Raw genomic sequence first — 19,326 nt, forward strand, 5'->3', positions numbered from 1 at the left:
GTCTCGAATGCAACCCAATATCTGGTGGTATTTCAAGCACTCAAATTGGCATGAAATTTACGTTAGTAACAACTAACTTTTTAGCTTTCTAAAAGCGTAAAACAAAGGGAATGCAAGCATTTTTCGTTACATGATTCAGAAAAAAATTAATTTATTCTTAGAAACGAGTTTTTATAAAAACACGATATATGGTGTTTAAATTATCGCCGCAACCCAATATGTAGTGTTAAATTATTCTTGCGATACTGTATATAGTAGGTAATTCACATCAACGTTACTTGATGACAAGTAAAAACCTTGCGAGATAGGGTCCATATGTAAACCCGTCATATCGCGAGGAAGCAATCCTGCCTGATCCGTCATCGACATGAGCTCAGATGGCTTGATGAATTTTGAATGATCATGTGTTCCTTTTGGCACAAGCTTTAATACATATTCTGCGCCAACGATCCCCATCAAGTAAGACTTAATATTTCTATTAAGGGTAGAAAAGAATACATGGCCGCCGGGCTTCACTAATTCTGCACAGGCGCGAACTACCGACGCTGGATCTGGAACGTGCTCTAACATCTCCATGCATGTCACTACGTCAAATGACCCTTTATGTTTCGCAGCAAACTCTTCAGCAGTAGCACATACGTACTCAACTTTAACGCCAGACTCTAAACCATGTAGCTTGGCCACTTCTAACGATGCTTCGGCCATATCAAGCCCAGTTACCTTTGCGCCTGCCTTTGCCATCGATTCAGCAAGAATGCCGCCACCACAGCCAATATCTAATACCTTCTTTTCGAAAAGGCCGCCGCTGTGTTGGTTTATAAAATCTAAGCGCAGTGGGTTAATAAGGTGCAGAGGCTTAAATTCACCTTCTGGATCCCACCAACGCGAGGCCAGTTCAGAGAATTTGCTAATTTCTTGTTGATCTACATTCGACATGGATAAAACAGTCCTTAATTTTTCTCCTTTTAACATATCGCAATTTGCGGATGTATTTCACTGTTTTTGGTCAAATCTATGCTTTTTTACGCGCTGTCTGAATGAAAAATAATCGCTTGCATTTTTGTGTATTAATATGCGTAATTAAGCGCTACATAAATCTGTCATCAAGTGGTACACTCGAGACACGATTATGACCCACATAATAATAACAGTGCGCGCCTATGAGCCGCTTTAACAGTTCATGTAAAGTGGCTGCAAGGGAAACGCAGAACAAATCAAGATAAAGGGATTAAGCAGTTTATGTCTGATAACGCTAAAGAAATCCTCCCCGTTAATATTGAGGAAGAGTTAAAGAACTCATACCTTGATTACGCGATGAGCGTTATTGTCGGGCGAGCATTGCCCGACGTTAGAGATGGTTTAAAACCAGTGCACCGCCGTGTACTGTTTGCAATGAACGAGTTAAAAAACGACTTCAACAAGCCATACAAAAAGTCTGCCCGTGTGGTAGGCGATGTAATCGGTAAATATCACCCTCATGGTGATTCAGCAGTTTACGACACTATTGTACGTATGGCGCAGCCATTCTCGCTTCGCTATATGCTAGTTGACGGCCAGGGTAACTTTGGATCAGTCGATGGCGACTCGGCAGCTGCAATGCGTTACACCGAAGTACGTATGGCAAAAATCGCGCACGAGCTACTTGCGGATTTAGACAAAGAAACAGTCGACTTTGTGCCCAACTATGACGGTACAGAGCATATTCCTGAGGTATTGCCTACCAAAGTTCCAAACCTTCTTGTTAATGGTTCATCTGGTATCGCGGTAGGTATGGCAACCAATATACCGCCGCATAACCTTACAGAAGTCATTAATGGGTGTGTTGCGCTTATTCAGGACCCTTCAATTACCATTGACGACTTGATGACGCACATTCCTGGCCCAGATTTCCCAACCGCAGCAATGATAAGTGGCCGCAAGGGTATTGAAGATGCGTACCGTACGGGTCGTGGAAAAATTTATCTGCGCGCCAAAGCGGAGATTGAAACAGATGCTAACGGCAAAGAAACTATTGTCGTTAACGAGATCCCTTATCAGGTAAACAAAGCACGTCTTATCGAAAAGATCGCCGAACTTGTTAAAGAGAAGCGTATCGAGGGTGTGTCTGCACTACGTGACGAGTCTGATAAAGACGGTATGCGTATTGTTATCGAAGTTAAGCGAAACGAGTCTGCAGAGGTTCTACTTAACCACTTATATGCCAATACCCAGCTTCAGACGGTATTCGGTATTAACATGGTTGCGCTTGATAACGGTCAGCCAAAGGTATTTAACCTTAAAGAAACGCTTGAAGCGTTTATCCTTCACCGTCGTGAAGTGGTTACTCGTCGTACCGTATTTGAATTACGTAAAGCGCGCGACCGTGCTCACATCCTTGAAGGTTTGGCAATTGCACTCGCAAACATCGACCCAATTATCGAGTTGATAAAAGCATCGCAAAGCCCGGCTGATGCGAAGAAATCACTTGTTGCACAGGGTTGGGACTTAGGTGACGTAGCGCAAATGCTTGAGCGCGCAGGTGATGACGCCGCGCGTCCAGACTGGTTAATGCCAGAGTTTGGTATTCGCGATGGCAAATATTACCTTACTGAGCAGCAAGCACAGGCTATTCTTGACCTACGCCTTCACAAACTAACGGGTCTAGAGCACGAAAAGATTCTAGAAGAATATAAACAACTTCTAGAAATCATCGCTGAACTTCTTCATATCTTAAACAGCCCTGAGCGTTTGATGGAAGTAATTCAAGAAGAACTTGAAAAAGTACGCGATGAATTTGGTGACGGACGTCGTACTGAAATCACTGCGGCAAGTCACGATATTGATATTGAAGATTTGATTGAGCAAGAAGACGTTGTAGTTACGCTTTCTCGCGAAGGATATGTTAAATATCAAAAACTAACCGATTATGAAGCACAGCGCCGTGGTGGGCGTGGTAAGTCAGCAACGAAGATGAAAGACGAAGATTTCATTGAAAAGCTGCTAGTCGCAAACACTCACGATCACATTCTGTGTTTCTCTACCCGCGGTCGTTTGTATTGGTTAAAAGTGTATCAATTGCCGTTTGCAAGCAGAAATGCACGTGGACGTCCTATCGTTAACATTTTGCCGCTTGAAGAAAATGAACGTATTACTGCCATTCTTCCAATCAAAGAATTTGAAGAAGGTAAGTTTGTGTTAATGGCAACGGCAAACGGTACAGTGAAAAAGACTGATCTAAGCCTATACTCTCGTCCTCGTTCAAGCGGTATTATTGCCGTAAACCTAAACGAGGGTGATGAGTTAATTGGCGTTGATATTACCCATGGTGATGACGACATCATGTTGTTCTCTGACGCAGGTAAAGTGGTTCGTTTCAACGAAAAGCTTCGCGACAGTGAAACTGGTGAAGTAAAACGCGACCCAGAAACAGGTGAAGAACTGCTTGCGCTGCGTCCAATGGGCAGAACAGCAACAGGTGTTCGCGGTATTCGTCTGCAAGATGGTCAAAAAGTAGTTTCGCTTATTGTACCGAAGGGCGATGGACCTATTCTTACCGCAACCGAAAACGGTTTCGGTAAGCGTACACCACTAGAAGATTACCCAGCGAAGAGCCGCGCAACTCAAGGTGTTGTGTCAATTAAGGTATCTGAGCGAAACGGCAAAGTGGTTGGTGCTGTTCAGGTAGATGAAACCAACGAAATTATGCTTATTAGTGACCAAGGCACACTGGTTCGTACCCGTGTAGGCGAAGTGTCAGTTGTAGGCCGTAACACACAGGGTGTTCGCTTAATACGTACTGTAGAAGGTGAGCACGTTGTAGGGTTACAACGTATTGAAGAAGTAGAAGAGTTACAAGAGCTTGATGAAGACGGTAACCCAATTATTTCTGAAGATGCGCCAGAACAAGCAGAAACTGCTGTTCAAGAGCAAGAAAACACCGCAGAAGACGGTGATAGCTCAACGACAGAAGAGTAGGGATGACGCGCAGGCATAGTCCATGCGCATTATCAGTGTTCTTTCAAACAAGCGGCTTTTGCCGCTTGTTATTTTTTACAGGTGTTGAAACACGCAATGAAAGAGGTTTTTAATTTTTGTGCTGGCCCGGCAATGCTTCCAAAAGAAGTCATGCTGAAGGCCCAATCTGAATTCACAAACTGGCGCGACCTTGGCTGCTCTGTAATGGAAGTAAGTCATCGCGGCAAAGACTTCATTGAAATAGCAGCAAAGGCAGAGCAAGACCTTCGAGACTTACTGTCTGTTCCCTCTAATTACCACGTTTTATTTACTCATGGTGGTGGTCGAGGACAATTCGCAGCTGTTCCTCTTAATTTATCGAACAGCAACGACAAAAGCTTACACCTTGTAAGTGGCTCATGGTCGAAAGGCGCTGTTGAAGAAGCCAACAAATATAATAACGCGGTTGTCGTGGGAAATGTGTCTGAAAAAGGAGGGCTGCAATATGTTGCTAATCCTTCAATAGAAGACATTGACCAATCTGCTGCCTATTACCATTTCTGTCCAAACGAGACAGTTGATGGAATTGCGTTTGACTGGCTTCCAGACGCTGGCAATGTGCCTATTGTGTCAGACATGTCTTCAACTATCCTGTCACAACCTATTGACGTTGCTAAGCACGGCGTCATCTACGCTGGCGCACAAAAAAATATTGGCCCAAGTGGTTTGTCGGTCGTTATTGTGCGTGAAGACTTAGTAGGTAAGGCTCGCAAGGAAACGCCATCAATATTCGACTATGCGCTGGCAGCGAAGTCAGATTCTATGTACAACACGCCTCCTACGTTTTCCTGGTATCTAGCTGGCTTAGTCTTTGAGTGGCTCAAAGATATGGGCGGTGTAGAAGCAATGGCCAAGCGTAATCAAGAAAAAGCAGCGCTCTTGTATTCAGCTATCGATAGTTCCGATTTTTATTCGAGTAAGGTGCACCCTGACAACCGTTCAAAAATGAATGTGCCATTTCATTTAGCCAACCCTGAGCTTGATAAACTGTTTCTACAAGAGTCTGAAGCAGCGGGTTTACTTGCATTAAAAGGGCACCGTTCGGTAGGGGGCATGCGTGCCAGTATTTATAATGCAATGCCAGTAGATGGCATTGTTGCGCTAGTTGAGTTTATGCGTGAATTTGAAAGAGTGAATGGATAAAGATGGAGCAGTTAACATTAGACCCGATTTCAAGTGTGTCGGGCGAGGTCAATGTACCTGGTTCAAAAAGTTTATCTAACCGTGCCTTATTGCTTGCAGCACTTGCAGAAGGTGAAACAGAACTAACTAACTTGTTAGACAGCGATGACATTTCACACATGCTAAACGCGCTAACCAAGCTAGGTATTGCTTACACGCTTAATGACGATAAAACACGTTGTAAAGTACAGGGGAATGGTGGTGCTTTTGAAGTAACCAATCCTGTTGAACTTTTTCTTGGAAACGCCGGAACGGCGATGCGACCGCTATGTGCAGCATTAGCAGCAAGTAATGTGGACGCAGTGCTTACTGGTGAGCCGCGCATGGAAGAACGCCCAATTGGCGATTTGGTAGATGCACTTCGAGAAGCAAATGCTGATGTAACCTATATGAAGAACGATGGTTATCCACCTCTGCATATTAAAGGAAGAACATTAAGCGGCGGCGAGATGTCGGTTGACGGTAGCGTTTCAAGTCAATTTTTGACAGCACTGCTAATGGCTGCACCACTTTTCACAGGTGATGTTGTTATTCGCATTAAAGGCGAACTTGTTTCTAAGCCCTACATCGATATCACGTTAGACACCATGGCTAAATTTGGTGTATCGGTTGATAACGATAACTACCAAACATTTACGATATCAGGCGAGTCGAAATACGTTGCGCCAGGTAAATTTATGGTAGAAGGCGACGCGTCATCTGCTTCTTACTTCCTTGCAGCTGGCGCTATTAAAGGTGGCACGGTACGCGTAACCGGAATTGGCCAAAACAGCATACAAGGTGATATTCGTTTTGCTGATGTGCTTGAAGCGATGGGCGCAAAAGTGGTGTGGCATGACGAATATGTTGAAGTGACTGGTGCTCCGCTTAAAGGCGTGAATATGGATATGAACCACATTCCTGATGCTGCAATGACCATTGCTACTACCGCCTTATTTGCCGAAGGTCCAACGACAATGACCAATATTTATAATTGGCGAGTTAAAGAAACAGACCGACTAAATGCCATGGCGACAGAACTTCAAAAGCTAGGTGCGAAAGTTGAAGAAGGGCACGACTACATTACAGTTTGGCCCACTGACCAACTACATCATGCAGAGATAGATACGTACAACGATCATCGAATTGCTATGTGCTTTTCGCTTGTGGCATTAAGCGATACGCCAGTAACTATTAATGACCCAGGCTGCACACGTAAAACATTTCCAGATTATTTTACGCGTTTTAGAACCCTTTATTCTGCATAAAAAACGCTTTGGTACACTGACGTGAGCCAATATGCGCAAAATAAATTCGTTACTTGCCTAAACATATCAATGCCGCCTCAGTTAGGTGGCATTGCTTATCTTGTACTAAAGCGTATAATTGCGCGCGTTTTTTTAAGTAAATAATTGATGGAGCAGGTATGCATTCCACACCCGTAGTCACGGTTGACGGTCCTAGTGGTGCTGGTAAAGGTACGTTAAGTAGCTTATTAGCGAAGAAACTAGGGTGGCACTTTCTAGATAGCGGCGCAATTTACCGCGTTTTAGCAGTAGCTGCGCTACACCACGACCTTCCGTGTGATGATGAAGAATGTGTTGTTCCACTGGCAACCGGTCTTGATGTAAGTTTCGAGACGAATGAAGATACTACGCGCATTATTCTTGAAGGCGAAGATGTTACAGACGATATTCGCACTGAAGAGGTGGGTGCCGTTGCGTCTAAAGTAGCTGCACTACCACGTGTACGCGAAGCGCTACTTCGTCGCCAAAGAGCATTTCAACAAGAACCAGGGCTTGTTGCAGACGGTCGCGATATGGGCACAGTAGTGTTTCCAGAAGCACCGGTGAAAATTTTCCTTACGGCTAGCGCTGAAGCGCGTGCTGAGCGACGTTATAGCCAGTTGAAAGCAAAGGGCATGGATGTTAATATTGCGTGCCTTTTAACCGATATCAAAGCAAGAGATGAGCGTGATACACAGCGTGCGGTTGCTCCTTTGGTACCGGCAGAAGATGCTGTAATTATTGATTCGACAGACTTGGATATTGACCAAGTCTTTGAAAAAGCGATGGATATTATTTCCTCACGCCTGTAAAGACGAGAGCTGATCGCATCCAAAGCAGTGTTGCTACAGGAAGTGGCGACTAATTTTAATAACCCCTCGTTATCCGGATAAGAAGCGTGGATATCAACTTAAAAGTTATTTGAGACTTATGACTGAAAATTTTGCACAACTTTTTGAAGAAAGCTTACAAGAACTAGAAACACGTCCTGGTTCAATTGTAAAAGGTACTGTTGTTTCTATCGATAAAGACATCGTTCTTGTTGATGCGGGCTTGAAATCAGAAAGTGCTATCCCAGCAGACCAATTTAAAAACGCTGAAGGCGAACTAGAAATCGCTATCGGTGACGAAGTAGACGTAGCACTAGATGCAGTTGAAGATGGTTTCGGTGAAACTATCCTATCTCGCGAAAAAGCGAAGCGTCACGAAGCGTGGGTTGAGCTGGAAAAAGCTTACGAAGATAAAGTTACCATTAAGGGCGTTATCAACGGTAAAGTTAAAGGCGGTTTCACTGTTGAAGTTAACAGTGTACGTGCGTTCCTTCCTGGTTCACTTGTTGACGTACGTCCAGTACGTGACACTACTCACCTTGAAGGCAAAGAGCTTGAGTTTAAAGTTATCAAGCTTGACGCTAAGCGTAACAACGTTGTTGTTTCTCGTCGTGCAGTTATCGAAGCTGAAAGCAGCCAAGAGCGTGAATCACTTCTTGCTAACCTTGAAGAAGGTCACGAAATCAAGGGTATCGTTAAGAACCTTACCGACTACGGTGCGTTCGTTGACCTTGGTGGCGTAGACGGTCTACTACACATTACTGATATGGCTTGGAAGCGCGTTAAGCACCCAAGCGAAATCGTAAATGTTGGTGACGAAATCAACGTTAAAGTACTTAAGTTCGACAAAGAGAAGCAGCGTGTTTCTCTTGGTATGAAGCAAATGGGCAACGATCCATGGCAAGAAATTGCGTCTCGTTACCCAGAAGGTACTAAGATCAACGGTCAGGTTACTAACCTTACTGATTACGGTTGCTTCGTTGAAATCGAAGACGGCGTTGAAGGTCTTGTACACGTTTCTGAAATGGATTGGACTAACAAGAACATCCACCCATCTAAAGTTGTTAACCTAGGTGACACTGTAGATGTAATGGTTCTTGAAATTGACGAAGAGCGTCGTCGTATTTCTCTAGGTCTTAAGCAGTGCATTGCTAACCCTTGGGAAACATTTGCTGAGTCACACGAAAAAGGTGACAAAGTGTCTGGTAAGATCAAGTCAATCACTGACTTCGGTATCTTCATCGGTCTTGACGGCGGTATCGACGGTCTAGTTCACCTTTCTGACATCAGCTGGAACAAGTCTGGTGAAGACGCGGTTCGCGACTACAAGAAAGGCGACGAAATCTCTGCAGTTGTACTACAAGTCGACCCAGAGCGTGAGCGTATCTCTCTAGGCGTTAAGCAAATCGAAGAAGATCCTTTCAACAAGTATCTGACAGATAACAAGAAAGGTGCTATCGTTACTGGTACAGTAACAGCAGTTGATGCGAAAGGCGTTACTGTCAACCTAGCTGAAGAAGTTGACGGCTACATCCGCGTTGCAGATCTTGCTGTAGAGCGTGTTGAAGACGCAACTGAAGTAGCAAGCGTTGGTGATAGCATTGAAGCGAAGTTCATGGGCGTTGACCGTAAGAACCGCACTGTTAACCTATCTGTTAAAGCGAAAGATCAGGCCGACGAAAAAGAAGCTATCGATAAAGTTAACCAACAAGAAGATGTTGGTTTCGCTAACGCGATGGCAGAAGCATTTAAAGCTGCTAAAGGCGAATAATGCTTTTGTGGGTGTGCATATGTACACCCAATTCGCGATAGCTGTTTGAACAATAATATTGACAACGAGGTTAAGCATGACCAAGTCTGAATTAATTGAACGGCTCGCGGATGAAGCGCGTCACATTCCAGCGAAAGAACTTGAACTAGCAATCAAAGAGCTTCTAGAGCAAATGGCGCAAACTCTTCAAAAGGGTGAGCGTATTGAAATTAGAGGTTTTGGTAGTTTCTCTCTTCACTACCGCGCTCCGCGTGTTGGGAGAAATCCGAAGACAGGTGAAACAGTGAAGTTAGACGGTAAATATGTACCGCACTTCAAGCCAGGGAAAGAATTACGCGAACGTGTAGACGCGTCAATCGCTTAAAGATTTGGAAAAGCCGCTTTATAGCGGCTTTTTTTTACTTGCTAGTAGTTAACGCAAAGTAATCGTTGCCTTGTGTTCTAATATTCCACGCAACGACCTAATTGTTATATATTACATTCTCCTTATACTTTAGTAGCGATAAGTTGTTGACCCACATTCAAATTCGGTTATATATTATTCAGATAATAAGAATTAATACCTAGAACAATAATGTCCTCCGGCGACGAAAAAGCAATAATAAAACAATATCAGCCGCTTATACGTGCGTTAATACCCTACGAACAACAGAACAAGTTGTTAGAAGGCATAAACAAGTTTTCAAAACGATTACCCAGTAGCGTGCGCAAAGTTGTAAGAGAAGAAGTTATTAGATTAACGTCTTTGACTGATGCGCCTGCTGATAATTCCGCTTTTGCACGTTTTCCCGTAATGAAGTTTAAGCACTTCGGTGTGCAAATGCGCTTAGACAAAGTCGGCGCACAAATTCTTAAAAACGAAACAGCCCTTTACCGAGACCGTTACACTGTTGGTGTGTTCGAGTCGGTAATGAATTCATCGTTTTATCAAACGCAAATTAAAAAAGAGCAGTTTCAAAAAGTGGTTGATGCGTTTAACGTAGAAAGCCAATCGTTTTCAGACATTGAATTTGGCGACGATATTGCCATTAGGCCCAATTTTTCAGTGTCTTCTGCAGAATTTGAAAATGGTAGAAATTGTGCAATCAGCGCACTATCGTTTAAAGGGTTAGCCCTTGAAACTAAACGTCCACCAAACGTAAATACGGGTGAAACTATTACGTTTATGCTTCCTGAAATAGTTGGCCTGACTAAGGAAGCAACGGAAGTTTCGTTAACGTTATCTGGCATTAAATACAATAAAGAGTTAGGCAAGTATGAATCGCACTTCCAATTTGAGGATAATGTAGACTCAGCCTTTATTTCGAATTTAAAGCGTTATATTTCTCTTACTGCTTATAAACAGCCGCTGCAGCTAGATTTAGAAATAGAGCGGGCTATGCAAGATTTAGAACGCGATCGCATACTAGAAAATAGTCCATGGCTTCCTGTTTTCCTAGCACCTCATAAGTCGTTATTTAAACCTGTAATTGGTCTTTTTACAAAAGGTAATACGGGGTTTAACGATGCAAAACATCTGCTTAGTTGTTTACGTGAAAAGCCAATGTTTGAAGTACTTTCAAAAGAGCTTCAGCGGTATAGAGAGGCGTTTGTTTTCTGCGGCACAATAAAAACCAAACAGGGCGAAGTTCAAGTTGTCGCGACACACCGGCAATTACTTAAGCTCGCACAATTAAATGCGCTAGTTTATTTACTGGTAAAGGGCGGTAACTTCACTTGTATACACTGTCGTTTAGACAATATCAGTAATGAGGACAAACGTAGGGCTTTCGCTATCCACGATATAAGCGCCAATGATTTCGAATCGTTAAAAGACATTTCTCATGTAATGTACTGCAAAGACGTAACCTGTTATTTATCCAACCTTACGTTGTCTTCAAAATGCGATTTCAAGCCTCTTTCACGTTCAATTAGAGCCTCAGGCAAAGCGTGGCATATAGATTTTGTGATGGAAGAGGCTTTAGATAGACGCTCTGAAACACGCTACTTACTCGATAAGCCCGCAACAGTTCGTACAGGTTTGTTATCGACACTAGAAGCGCAAGTGTCGGACTTATCTGCCAAAGGAATGAAGATTATTGTAAAGCCGCACAGTGTCATACAAAAAGATGTGCGGGTTTCAGTGCCAGAGCTCAAACTTAAAAACGAAAAATACAAGGTGATAGACTTTAACGCAGAAACCGGCGTTGTACGACTTTGCCTTTTAGAGGAAGCGCGGATTAGTAAGGTAAGTGCAAGCGTAGACTCTATGATTGAAAAACAAAGCGCTCATTTTAAAACTCGAGATATTGCTCGGCTTCAGCGGGCAACTCACCGTTATATTTGGGAATTAGCAGTACGACATATGCCATCTTTATCGGTGCTATGCGTGATGAATCGACACACGTTAGACAGACTTAAAACGGTTTACCAAAGCGAAACATCTGACGATTTATATCCGTTTTCCCGGACCCAACGCGTGATTCCACTTCACGGTTTTTTTGCTGATAAAGGCCAAGCTAAACCGAAATCTAGATTACTAGAGGAAATGTTCAAAGAAACGACCAACAACAGTTTGGTCGTGCACTGCGTCCGTAAAAGCGACAGTAGACTTGTGTTTATCAACGAAAAAGACTTTCTGTACTCTAAATTACGATTACAAATTAGGGACCAGCTTGTTAACGACAAAATTCAACTCAGTGCCACCGACATTAGCGCTGTTAGATGTCATGGTGCGGCTACGCCACTTACTAAAAAACGATTAGCGCAGTTGTCGAAGCTAAACAAAGCGATGTATGAAAAATTAGAAGCTATGCAAGCTGGTTATACTCACTGTATTTTTCTGACCAATATGTCTGCGTTGCATCATGACTTGGTAATAGACAATTTAATTGGAAAAGCGCCAGAAGCGACTGTCGATGTAAGCGTGGTTGCGTAATCTTTACTAGAAAACGCGGTGTTTTAGCTAAGTATCAATTCTTTATGCCAAAACAAGTTACATTTTGGCTCACGCTTTTTGTGTTAACTCTTTTACCATTTTGCTATTCTTAACGCTAAATAAATAAAGAAGGCGTTAGTGTTGAAAGGGATCCTAGCATTTTTACTTATTTTGGTGCTTTTGACTTTTGCATTTGTCATTGGCTCTCAAAATGAAACTCTCATTACCGTAAACTATCTTATTGCGCAGGCAAACTTGCGTGTGTCTACACTAATAGCAATTACCCTGTCGATTGGTGTTGGAATAGGCGTACTTCTCATGCTGGTAAGTTGGTTGCGTCTACGAGTACAGCTTCTTACCGCACAGTCAAAATTACAGAGCTTGGAAAATAATCGATAATGCTCGAACTGCTGTTTCTCCTTTTACCTGTTGCTGCAGGTTACGGCTGGATAATGGGCCGAAATAGTGTAAGACAAGCACAGAGAAAGCAGTCGAGTATTCTTTCCAAGCACTATTACAAAGGCCTTAATTTTCTATTATCAGACCAGCCCGATAAAGCCGTTGATACCCTTATAAAAATGATCAATGTAAATAGTGATACGGTGGAAACCCACATCGCTATGGGCAGCTTCTTTCGACATCGCGGCGAGATAGACCGCGCTATCAAAGTGCATCAAAACTTAGTAAGCAGGGAAGAATTGCAACCTGCACAACGAGAAAACGCACTACGCGAACTTGGGCACGACTACACGCAAGCAGGCTTTCTAGAGCGCGCTGAAAATGCATTTCTGCAACTACTTAATAGTGAAAAGCATTATTTAGTGGCACAGCAACAATTATTTAGCATTTATCAAACCACTAAAGAGTGGGAACGCGCCATTGAACTTGCCGAGCGTATGGTACAGTGCCACGGCGACAACGATGACGTATGTGAGCGTCTAGCGCACTTTTATTGTGAGCAAGCTGTGGTTGAGCTTAAAAATGACAGCCAAGGCGCTGCACTAACACTTTTACAAAAGGCGGTAAATGCCGACGAGCATGCGGTGAGACCGTGGCTTATGTTAGGTGAGATAGCGCTAGACCAGAGCCGCTTTACCGATGCCGATGCGTATTTTACGCAAGTGGCGGAACGAGATATTAACTGGTTCAGTGAAGCTGTGCCAAGCCTTGAAAAGATTGCTGAAGAAACCGGTAACTGGGAAGCATTTCAGAAGAACTTAGATGCTCATTGGCAAGAATGTGCTACCTCATATTTAGCGATGGTAGATGTATTGCTTAAACGTGGTGACACAGCACAAGCGGCAGAATATCTACTCGAGCAGCTAAGAAAACGCCCTACAATGCGAGGTTTTAAAACCTTAATGGGCTTGTATATCGATCAGTTGGAAGACAAAACGACGGCAGACAGCTTACGTTTATTGAAAGAACTTGTTGAAAAGCAAATGCTGCAGCGTCCTAAATATCGCTGCCACAGCTGTGGTTTCTCGGGAAGAAAATTATATTGGCTATGCCCTAGCTGTAAAAAGTGGGGCACAGTTAAACCTATCAAAGGGCTAGACGGAGAGTAATTTTACATGCAAGACCCTAAAGTGATTGTTGCACTAGACTATGACAACAAAGACACTGCGCTAGCGTTTGTCGATAAACTAGACGCTACTTTGTGTCGGTTGAAAGTGGGCAAGGAAATGTTCACCTTATTTGGTCCTGACTTTGTTCGAGTGCTCGTTGAAAAAGGTTTTGATGTTTTCCTAGACCTTAAGTTTCACGATATCCCAAATACCGTTGCTAAAGCGTGTAAAGCAGCTGCAGAATTAGGCGTATGGATGGTAAATGTTCATGCCTCTGGCGGCGTGCCCATGATGGAAGCAGCTAAAGCTGCGATAGCAAATAGCACAAACCCTTCAACAAAGCTTATTGCAGTTACTGTGCTTACCAGTATGGATGAAGAGCAGTTATCAGGCGTAATAAGTGGTGTTACGCCACAAGAGCAGGTATTACGACTAGCTGAATTAACTCACAAAGCAGGCCTTGATGGCATTGTATGTTCTGCACAAGAAGCTGGGGTGCTGCGCACTAAATACAACGATGACTTCTTACTGGTAACGCCAGGAATTCGCCCAATAGGTGCAGACGTCGGAGACCAAAAACGCGTTATGACGCCACCAGACGCTATGCGTGCTGGTGTGAGCTATTTGGTGATGGGCCGTCCAATTACAAAAGCTGATGATCCAATTGCGGTGCTAAAAGCAGTAAATGCATCTATCTAGCCAAAGCGGCTAGAGCGGGGTTTAACAGCATAGGGTAATACTCAGCCTTCTGTACATAAGATCTCGCCCACAAATACACTCTAGATAGCAAAAAAAAGCTCGGCTATGGGTATCCATGCCGAGCTTTATATTGTTCAAAGACCTGAAAGAAAAAATATCAGGCCCTCAAGCGCGGTGTAAACTACACCGCTATATAAAAGTTATTCGCCTTTAAGCGCAACTTCTGCTGGCGTGTAGGTTAGGCCTAATTCCTCGCCCAACGCATCAACAACTGCTTTGTAGGTTACTTTACCTTCATGCACGTTAAGACCGTTCAATAAATGCTTGTCTTCAAGCATTGCTTTTGCTGGGCCTTTGTTAGCTAGTGCCAGACCAAAAGGAAGTGTAGCGTTGTTCAGTGCCATTGTTGATGTGCGAGCAACGCCGCCTGGCATGTTGGCTACGCAATAATGAACAACATCGTCCACCATGTACACAGGGTCTTGGTGTGTTGTTGCTTTTGATGTTTCAAAACAACCGCCTTGGTCGATGGCTACGTCAACCAATACAGAGCCTGGCTTCATTGCTGCAATGTGCTCGCGCGTTAACAGCTTAGGAGCTGCAGCGCCTGGAATAAGTACAGCACCAACTACAAGGTCAGCTTTCGAAGAGTAGTGCTCAATAGCATCAACTGTAGAGTAAACGGTTTTAACTTGGCCGTTGAAGATATCGTCAAGTTGACGTAAACGAGGTAGTGAACGGTCAAGAATGGTAACGTCAGCACCTAAACCTAGTGCCATTTTTGCAGCGTTAATACCTACAACACCACCACCGACAACCAACACTTTACCTGGCGCAACACCTGGAACACCACCAAGTAAGGTACCGCTTCCGCCGTGGGCTTTTTCAAGATAATGTGCGCCAGCTTGTACAGACATACGTCCTGCTACTTCACTCATAGGGGCTAAAAGAGGAAGGCCGCCGCGATCGTCAGTTACGGTTTCATAAGCAATACAGGTTGCACCCGACTCAACAAGAAGTTTTGTTTGCGTAGGATCTGGCGCAAGGTGAAGGTAAGTATAAAGTGTTTGGCCTTTACGAAGCATTTTGCACTCATTAGGCTGAGGCTCTTTTACTTTTACAATCATTTCCGCTTCGGCAAATACTTGCTCTGCGTTTGGCGCTATCGATGCGCCTGCTTCGATATACATCTCGTCGGTGAAACCAATGGCATCGCCTGCTTTTGTTTCTACCAGTACATTGTGACCATGGGTAACAAACTCTTTAACCGCAGCCGGCGTTAAGCCTACACGGTACTCATGGTTCTTAATTTCTTTTGGTACACCAACTAACATACGTGATCCTCTATTATTGCGTGAGCTTCTTGATGGCTCGAATGGATATAATGTTTATAACAACAAGGGTTTTTAAGTGTGGCGAGTATACGACAATAAAAATAGAACTATCTGCTGAAGAAAAAGCATTTGTAGAATATAATTTTGTTTAAATAGGAATTGGAAAAATATTGTATGCTAGTAAAAACCCCCAAACACCTTGACCGAATAGACAGAAATATACTGGTTCAACTACAGAAAAACGGACGTATATCAAACGTTGAGCTTGCCAAAGAAGTAGGGTTAAGCCCCAGCCCTTGTCTAGAGAGGGTTAAGCGTTTGGAAAGCCAAGGTTATATAAAGGGCTACCATGCGGTAGTAGACCCTGAAAAACTGGGTGCTGCTATGCTTGTTTTCGTTGAGATAACGCTAACCAAAACTTCAGTAGATATATTTGCAGAATTTTCTGCTGCAGTAAAACTCCATGACGATATACAAGAATGTCATCTGGTTTCGGGTGATTTTGATTTTCTTTTAAAGGCTCGTGTAGCAGATATGGGAAGTTATCGAAAATTACTCGGTGATACTTTGCTACGCTTACCCGGTGTAAGCGAATCTCGAACTTATGTAGTGATGGAGGAAGTAAAAAGTACGTCGTCTTTAAGGATTAATTTGAAGTAACGAAAGCATGGCTCAAAGACGCAATTTTATGGTAGGCTGTGCAAAAATACAGTGTTTAGTTATTTCCCATGGATACCGGGTTTACTAATCATTTGGCTTTCAACAAAGCCGCTTAGAATAATTATAAAAGTACATTTGGTTAAGCACGTAAATAATGCAAAAAATTCGCTAAGTTTTTTGCGGCTTTTACAGTTAGTGTCAGACCAAGATAGAAAAATGACGCATTTTGAAGGTTTTTTAGGGTTATGGCGCGATTAACAGGAGTTCAGCGAGTGTGGGAAGCAGGCATGATTATGGCCTGTGTTTTCGCCTTCTTTTTATTGCTGGCACTAGCATCTTTTCATCCTGGCGACCCTGGCTGGAGTCAGGCAGGCTTGCAACTTGACGTACACAACTGGGTGGGGGCTACTGGCGCCTGGTGTGCCGATTTATTACTTTTTTCCTTTGGCTATCTAGCGTATTTACTGCCTTTTGGCGCTGCATTTCTTGGCTGGTTTTTATTTCAACATATAAAGGAACTGGACGAGTTTGATTATTTAACGATTGGACTTCGCATAGTTGGTGGTTTACTCATGGCACTGGGTGCTACCGGTATCGCCAGCATTAATTTCGACGATATTTTCAATTTTTCAGCAGGCGGTTTTGTTGGTGACGTCATTAGCTCTGCGCTAGTGCCATATTTCAACACTGCCGGCACAATTTTACTGCTGCTATGTTTCTTTTGCACAGGGTTTACGCTACTTACTGGCGTAAGTTGGCTTACCATTATCGACAGGCTAGGCGAGATTACGCTATGGCTTGGACAAAAAACCATTACTGCTCCACAGCGCTTATTAGCCTTAGACATGCCTAAGCTATCTTTAGGCGACAAATCGACACAACCAACTCCGTCCGAGCTTGATATCACAACTATGCGAGCAGAGCCCGGATTTGAGAGTGACAGTGAGAACAGTAAAAAGCAGTCGAGTGACGATAACATCAATCACAGTGAACTTGATTCAATTGTTAAAAGTCACGCATCAATACATAATGAGAATGTTGATGGCTATAGCATGCCTAGTAGGGAAAGGAGCGAACCTACATTTGGATTAGACGATACTAACGTGTCAGGAGCTAGCACCTCAGAAGCTAACATCTCAGGAGCAGCGCTGTACTCATATGAAGAGCCTGCAAGTGACAACGCGGATGTAGTACCCGAGAAATCAAGTGCATCGAAAGCGCCGTTTTCATTCTCAGGCATGCGTGAGTCAATTAAAGATAAAGTGGGCCTTAATAAAAGTGCTGATGAGAAGCGCAGTGATGATGAAGTTGAGGAAGATACCGTATCTTCAATGCAAAACTCATCTAATAACGGCCCGTCTATTAATTTTGATGAACTCGATTCGTTCGATGAAGATTTACCTTACGAAACCGGCAATAAACCGACTATTCATTCTGATAGCCAAGCCACTGAAAATGCAAACGATGTAGCAGACGCCTCAAATACTTTAGCGCCACACTCTTCGAGCGACAACGCTGTGCCTCAGCAGACTCCAACGCCTCAAAGTTTTGAACCTGCGGCGCTAGGCGCTAAACCGGTGGCAGCGAGGGCAGGGGAGATCGACCCGAATCTTCCGCCTATGCCTTCTTTTGACTTGCTAGAGCGTGCCGATAAGCATGAAAACCCGTTAACACCTGAAGAAATAGAGGGTATTTCACGCCTTGTTGAAGAAAAGCTCGCCGACTTTAATATAGAAGCCACGGTTGTTGGTGTTTACCCCGGCCCGGTAATAACGCGTTTTGAATTAGACTTAGCCCCAGGGGTAAAGGTAAGCAAAATCACCGGTCTTTCAAAAGACTTGGCCCGTGCAATGTCGGCGATATCAGTGCGCGTGGTTGAGGTTATACCTGGCAAATCTGTTATCGGCCTTGAGCTTCCAAACAAAAAACGTGAAATGGTGCGTTTAAGCGAAGTTATTAGCTGCGATACATTCCAGTCAAACAAATCACCGCTTACGATGGTACTTGGCGCTGATATTTCAGGTAAACCAGTTGTAGTAGACCTTGCCAAAATGCCTCATTTACTTGTGGCGGGTACAACAGGTTCGGGGAAATCTGTTGGTGTGAACGTAATGATTTTGAGCTTGCTATACAAAAGCACGCCCGAAGACGTTCGCATGATTATGATTGACCCTAAAATGCTTGAACTGTCGGTATACGAAGGTATTCCTCATCTTCTTGCTGAAGTTGTAACAGACATGAAAGAAGCGGCCAACGCGCTTCGCTGGTGCGTTGGTGAAATGGAGCGCCGCTATCGTCTTATGAGTGCTTTAGGTGTGCGTAACTTAAAGGGCTACAATGCGAAAGTGACTGAAGCTATTTCCAATGGCACCCCTATAAAAGACCCTTTATGGAAAAATGAAGAGAGTATGGACGCTGAGGCGCCAGATCTCGAAAAACTACCCGCTATTGTTGTTGTAGTAGACGAATTTGCTGACATGATGATGATTGTTGGTAAAAAGGTTGAAGAGCTTATTGCCCGTATCGCTCAGAAGGCACGAGCAGCAGGCATTCACCTTATTCTTGCTACACAGCGTCCGTCTGTAGACGTTATTACCGGCCTTATTAAAGCCAATATACCAACGCGTTGTGCGTTCCAGGTTTCAAGTAAAATTGATTCAAGAACGATATTAGATCAACAGGGTGCCGAAACCCTACTTGGTATGGGTGATATGCTATATCTTCCGCCAGGAAGCCCTGTACCTACAAGGGTTCATGGTGCGTTTGTTGACGACCATGAAGTGCATGCCGTTGTTGCCGATTGGCAGAAACGCGGTAAGCCCGATTACATTGATGAAATTCTTAACGGTGAGGCGACAGCCGAAGTATTGCTGCCTGGCGAACAACCGGAAGGCGAAGACCAAGAGTTTGATGCGTTTTATGATGAAGCCGTTGCGTTTGTTACCGAAACTCGACGCGCGAGCGTAAGTAGTGTTCAGCGTAAATTTAGAATTGGTTACAACAGAGCCGCTCGCCTAGTTGAACAAATGGAAATGAGTGGTGTCGTAAGTGCACAGGGACATAACGGTAATAGAGAAGTTCTTGCGCCGCCCCCTCACAAGGATTAA

14 protein-coding genes are annotated in these 19,326 nt (G+C 43.7%); 12 read left to right on the forward strand and 2 right to left on the reverse strand.

The window, feature by feature from the left end; translation table 11 throughout:
* Positions 1-231: 231 nt before the first annotated feature.
* On the reverse strand, positions 232-936 hold the full coding sequence (ubiG, locus tag ACGHAV_RS01340) for a bifunctional 2-polyprenyl-6-hydroxyphenol methylase/3-demethylubiquinol 3-O-methyltransferase UbiG (protein ID WP_390375391.1): 705 nt from the start codon (positions 934-936) through the stop codon (positions 232-234).
* Between the two features lie 303 nt (positions 937-1,239).
* Here ubiG and gyrA point away from each other — a divergent pair, with 303 nt between their 5' ends.
* The 10 genes from gyrA (at position 1,240) to pyrF (ending at position 14,225) form a co-directional block, all read left to right on the forward strand.
* Positions 1,240-3,954 (forward strand): DNA topoisomerase (ATP-hydrolyzing) subunit A, encoded by a 2,715-nt coding sequence (gene gyrA, locus ACGHAV_RS01345; RefSeq protein ID WP_390375394.1) that lies wholly within the window; start codon positions 1,240-1,242, stop codon positions 3,952-3,954.
* 96 nt (positions 3,955-4,050) lie between these two features.
* Positions 4,051-5,136, forward strand: a complete 1,086-nt coding sequence (gene serC / locus ACGHAV_RS01350; protein WP_390375397.1) for a 3-phosphoserine/phosphohydroxythreonine transaminase — start codon at positions 4,051-4,053, stop codon at positions 5,134-5,136.
* Between the two features lie 2 nt (positions 5,137-5,138).
* Positions 5,139-6,422, forward strand: a complete 1,284-nt coding sequence (gene aroA / locus ACGHAV_RS01355) for a 3-phosphoshikimate 1-carboxyvinyltransferase (protein ID WP_390375400.1) — start codon at positions 5,139-5,141, stop codon at positions 6,420-6,422.
* A gap of 158 nt (positions 6,423-6,580) precedes the next feature.
* On the forward strand, positions 6,581-7,252 hold the full coding sequence (gene cmk, locus ACGHAV_RS01360) for a (d)CMP kinase (protein WP_390375403.1): 672 nt from the start codon (positions 6,581-6,583) through the stop codon (positions 7,250-7,252).
* Positions 7,253-7,370: 118 nt separating this feature from the next.
* The gene (gene rpsA, locus ACGHAV_RS01365) at positions 7,371-9,041 is read left to right on the forward strand and encodes a 30S ribosomal protein S1 (protein ID WP_159624680.1); all 1,671 of its coding nucleotides are present in this window, start codon (positions 7,371-7,373) and stop codon (positions 9,039-9,041) included.
* A gap of 76 nt (positions 9,042-9,117) precedes the next feature.
* The gene (gene ihfB / locus ACGHAV_RS01370) at positions 9,118-9,405 is read left to right on the forward strand and encodes an integration host factor subunit beta (RefSeq protein ID WP_131093311.1); all 288 of its coding nucleotides are present in this window, start codon (positions 9,118-9,120) and stop codon (positions 9,403-9,405) included.
* 210 nt (positions 9,406-9,615) lie between these two features.
* A complete protein-coding gene (locus ACGHAV_RS01375) occupies positions 9,616-11,958 on the forward strand; it encodes a PilZ domain-containing protein (RefSeq protein ID WP_390375408.1) in 2,343 nt (780 codons plus the stop codon).
* Positions 11,959-12,099: 141 nt separating this feature from the next.
* A complete protein-coding gene (locus tag ACGHAV_RS01380) occupies positions 12,100-12,357 on the forward strand; it encodes a LapA family protein (protein ID WP_334015897.1) in 258 nt (85 codons plus the stop codon).
* Positions 12,357-13,526: a lipopolysaccharide assembly protein LapB gene (gene lapB, locus ACGHAV_RS01385; protein ID WP_390375411.1), complete on the forward strand. Its 1,170-nt coding sequence runs from the start codon at positions 12,357-12,359 to the stop codon at positions 13,524-13,526. The genes ACGHAV_RS01380 and lapB overlap by 1 nt, the downstream gene beginning before the upstream one ends.
* Before the next feature lie 6 nt (positions 13,527-13,532).
* Positions 13,533-14,225 carry an orotidine-5'-phosphate decarboxylase gene (gene pyrF, locus ACGHAV_RS01390; RefSeq protein WP_390375414.1) on the forward strand — a complete coding sequence of 231 codons (693 nt, stop codon included), beginning with the start codon at positions 13,533-13,535 and terminating at the stop codon, positions 14,223-14,225.
* A 200-nt stretch (positions 14,226-14,425) separates the two neighbouring features.
* On the opposite strand, the gene ald is transcribed toward pyrF, so the two are convergent.
* Entirely contained in the window at positions 14,426-15,559 is a 1,134-nt protein-coding gene (gene ald / locus ACGHAV_RS01395; RefSeq protein ID WP_390375417.1) for an alanine dehydrogenase, read from the reverse strand.
* Positions 15,560-15,733: 174 nt separating this feature from the next.
* Between ald and lrp the strand changes: the two genes are divergently transcribed.
* Both lrp and ACGHAV_RS01405 read left to right on the forward strand, forming a co-directional pair.
* The gene (gene lrp / locus ACGHAV_RS01400) at positions 15,734-16,219 is read left to right on the forward strand and encodes a leucine-responsive transcriptional regulator Lrp (RefSeq protein WP_131093305.1); all 486 of its coding nucleotides are present in this window, start codon (positions 15,734-15,736) and stop codon (positions 16,217-16,219) included.
* Positions 16,220-16,464: 245 nt separating this feature from the next.
* Positions 16,465-19,326 (forward strand): DNA translocase FtsK 4TM domain-containing protein, encoded by a 2,862-nt coding sequence (locus tag ACGHAV_RS01405; protein WP_390375421.1) that lies wholly within the window; start codon positions 16,465-16,467, stop codon positions 19,324-19,326.

It is taken from the genome of Alteromonas sp. MTD1 (assembly GCF_042848195.1).
Lineage (GTDB): Bacteria > Pseudomonadota > Gammaproteobacteria > Enterobacterales > Alteromonadaceae > Alteromonas.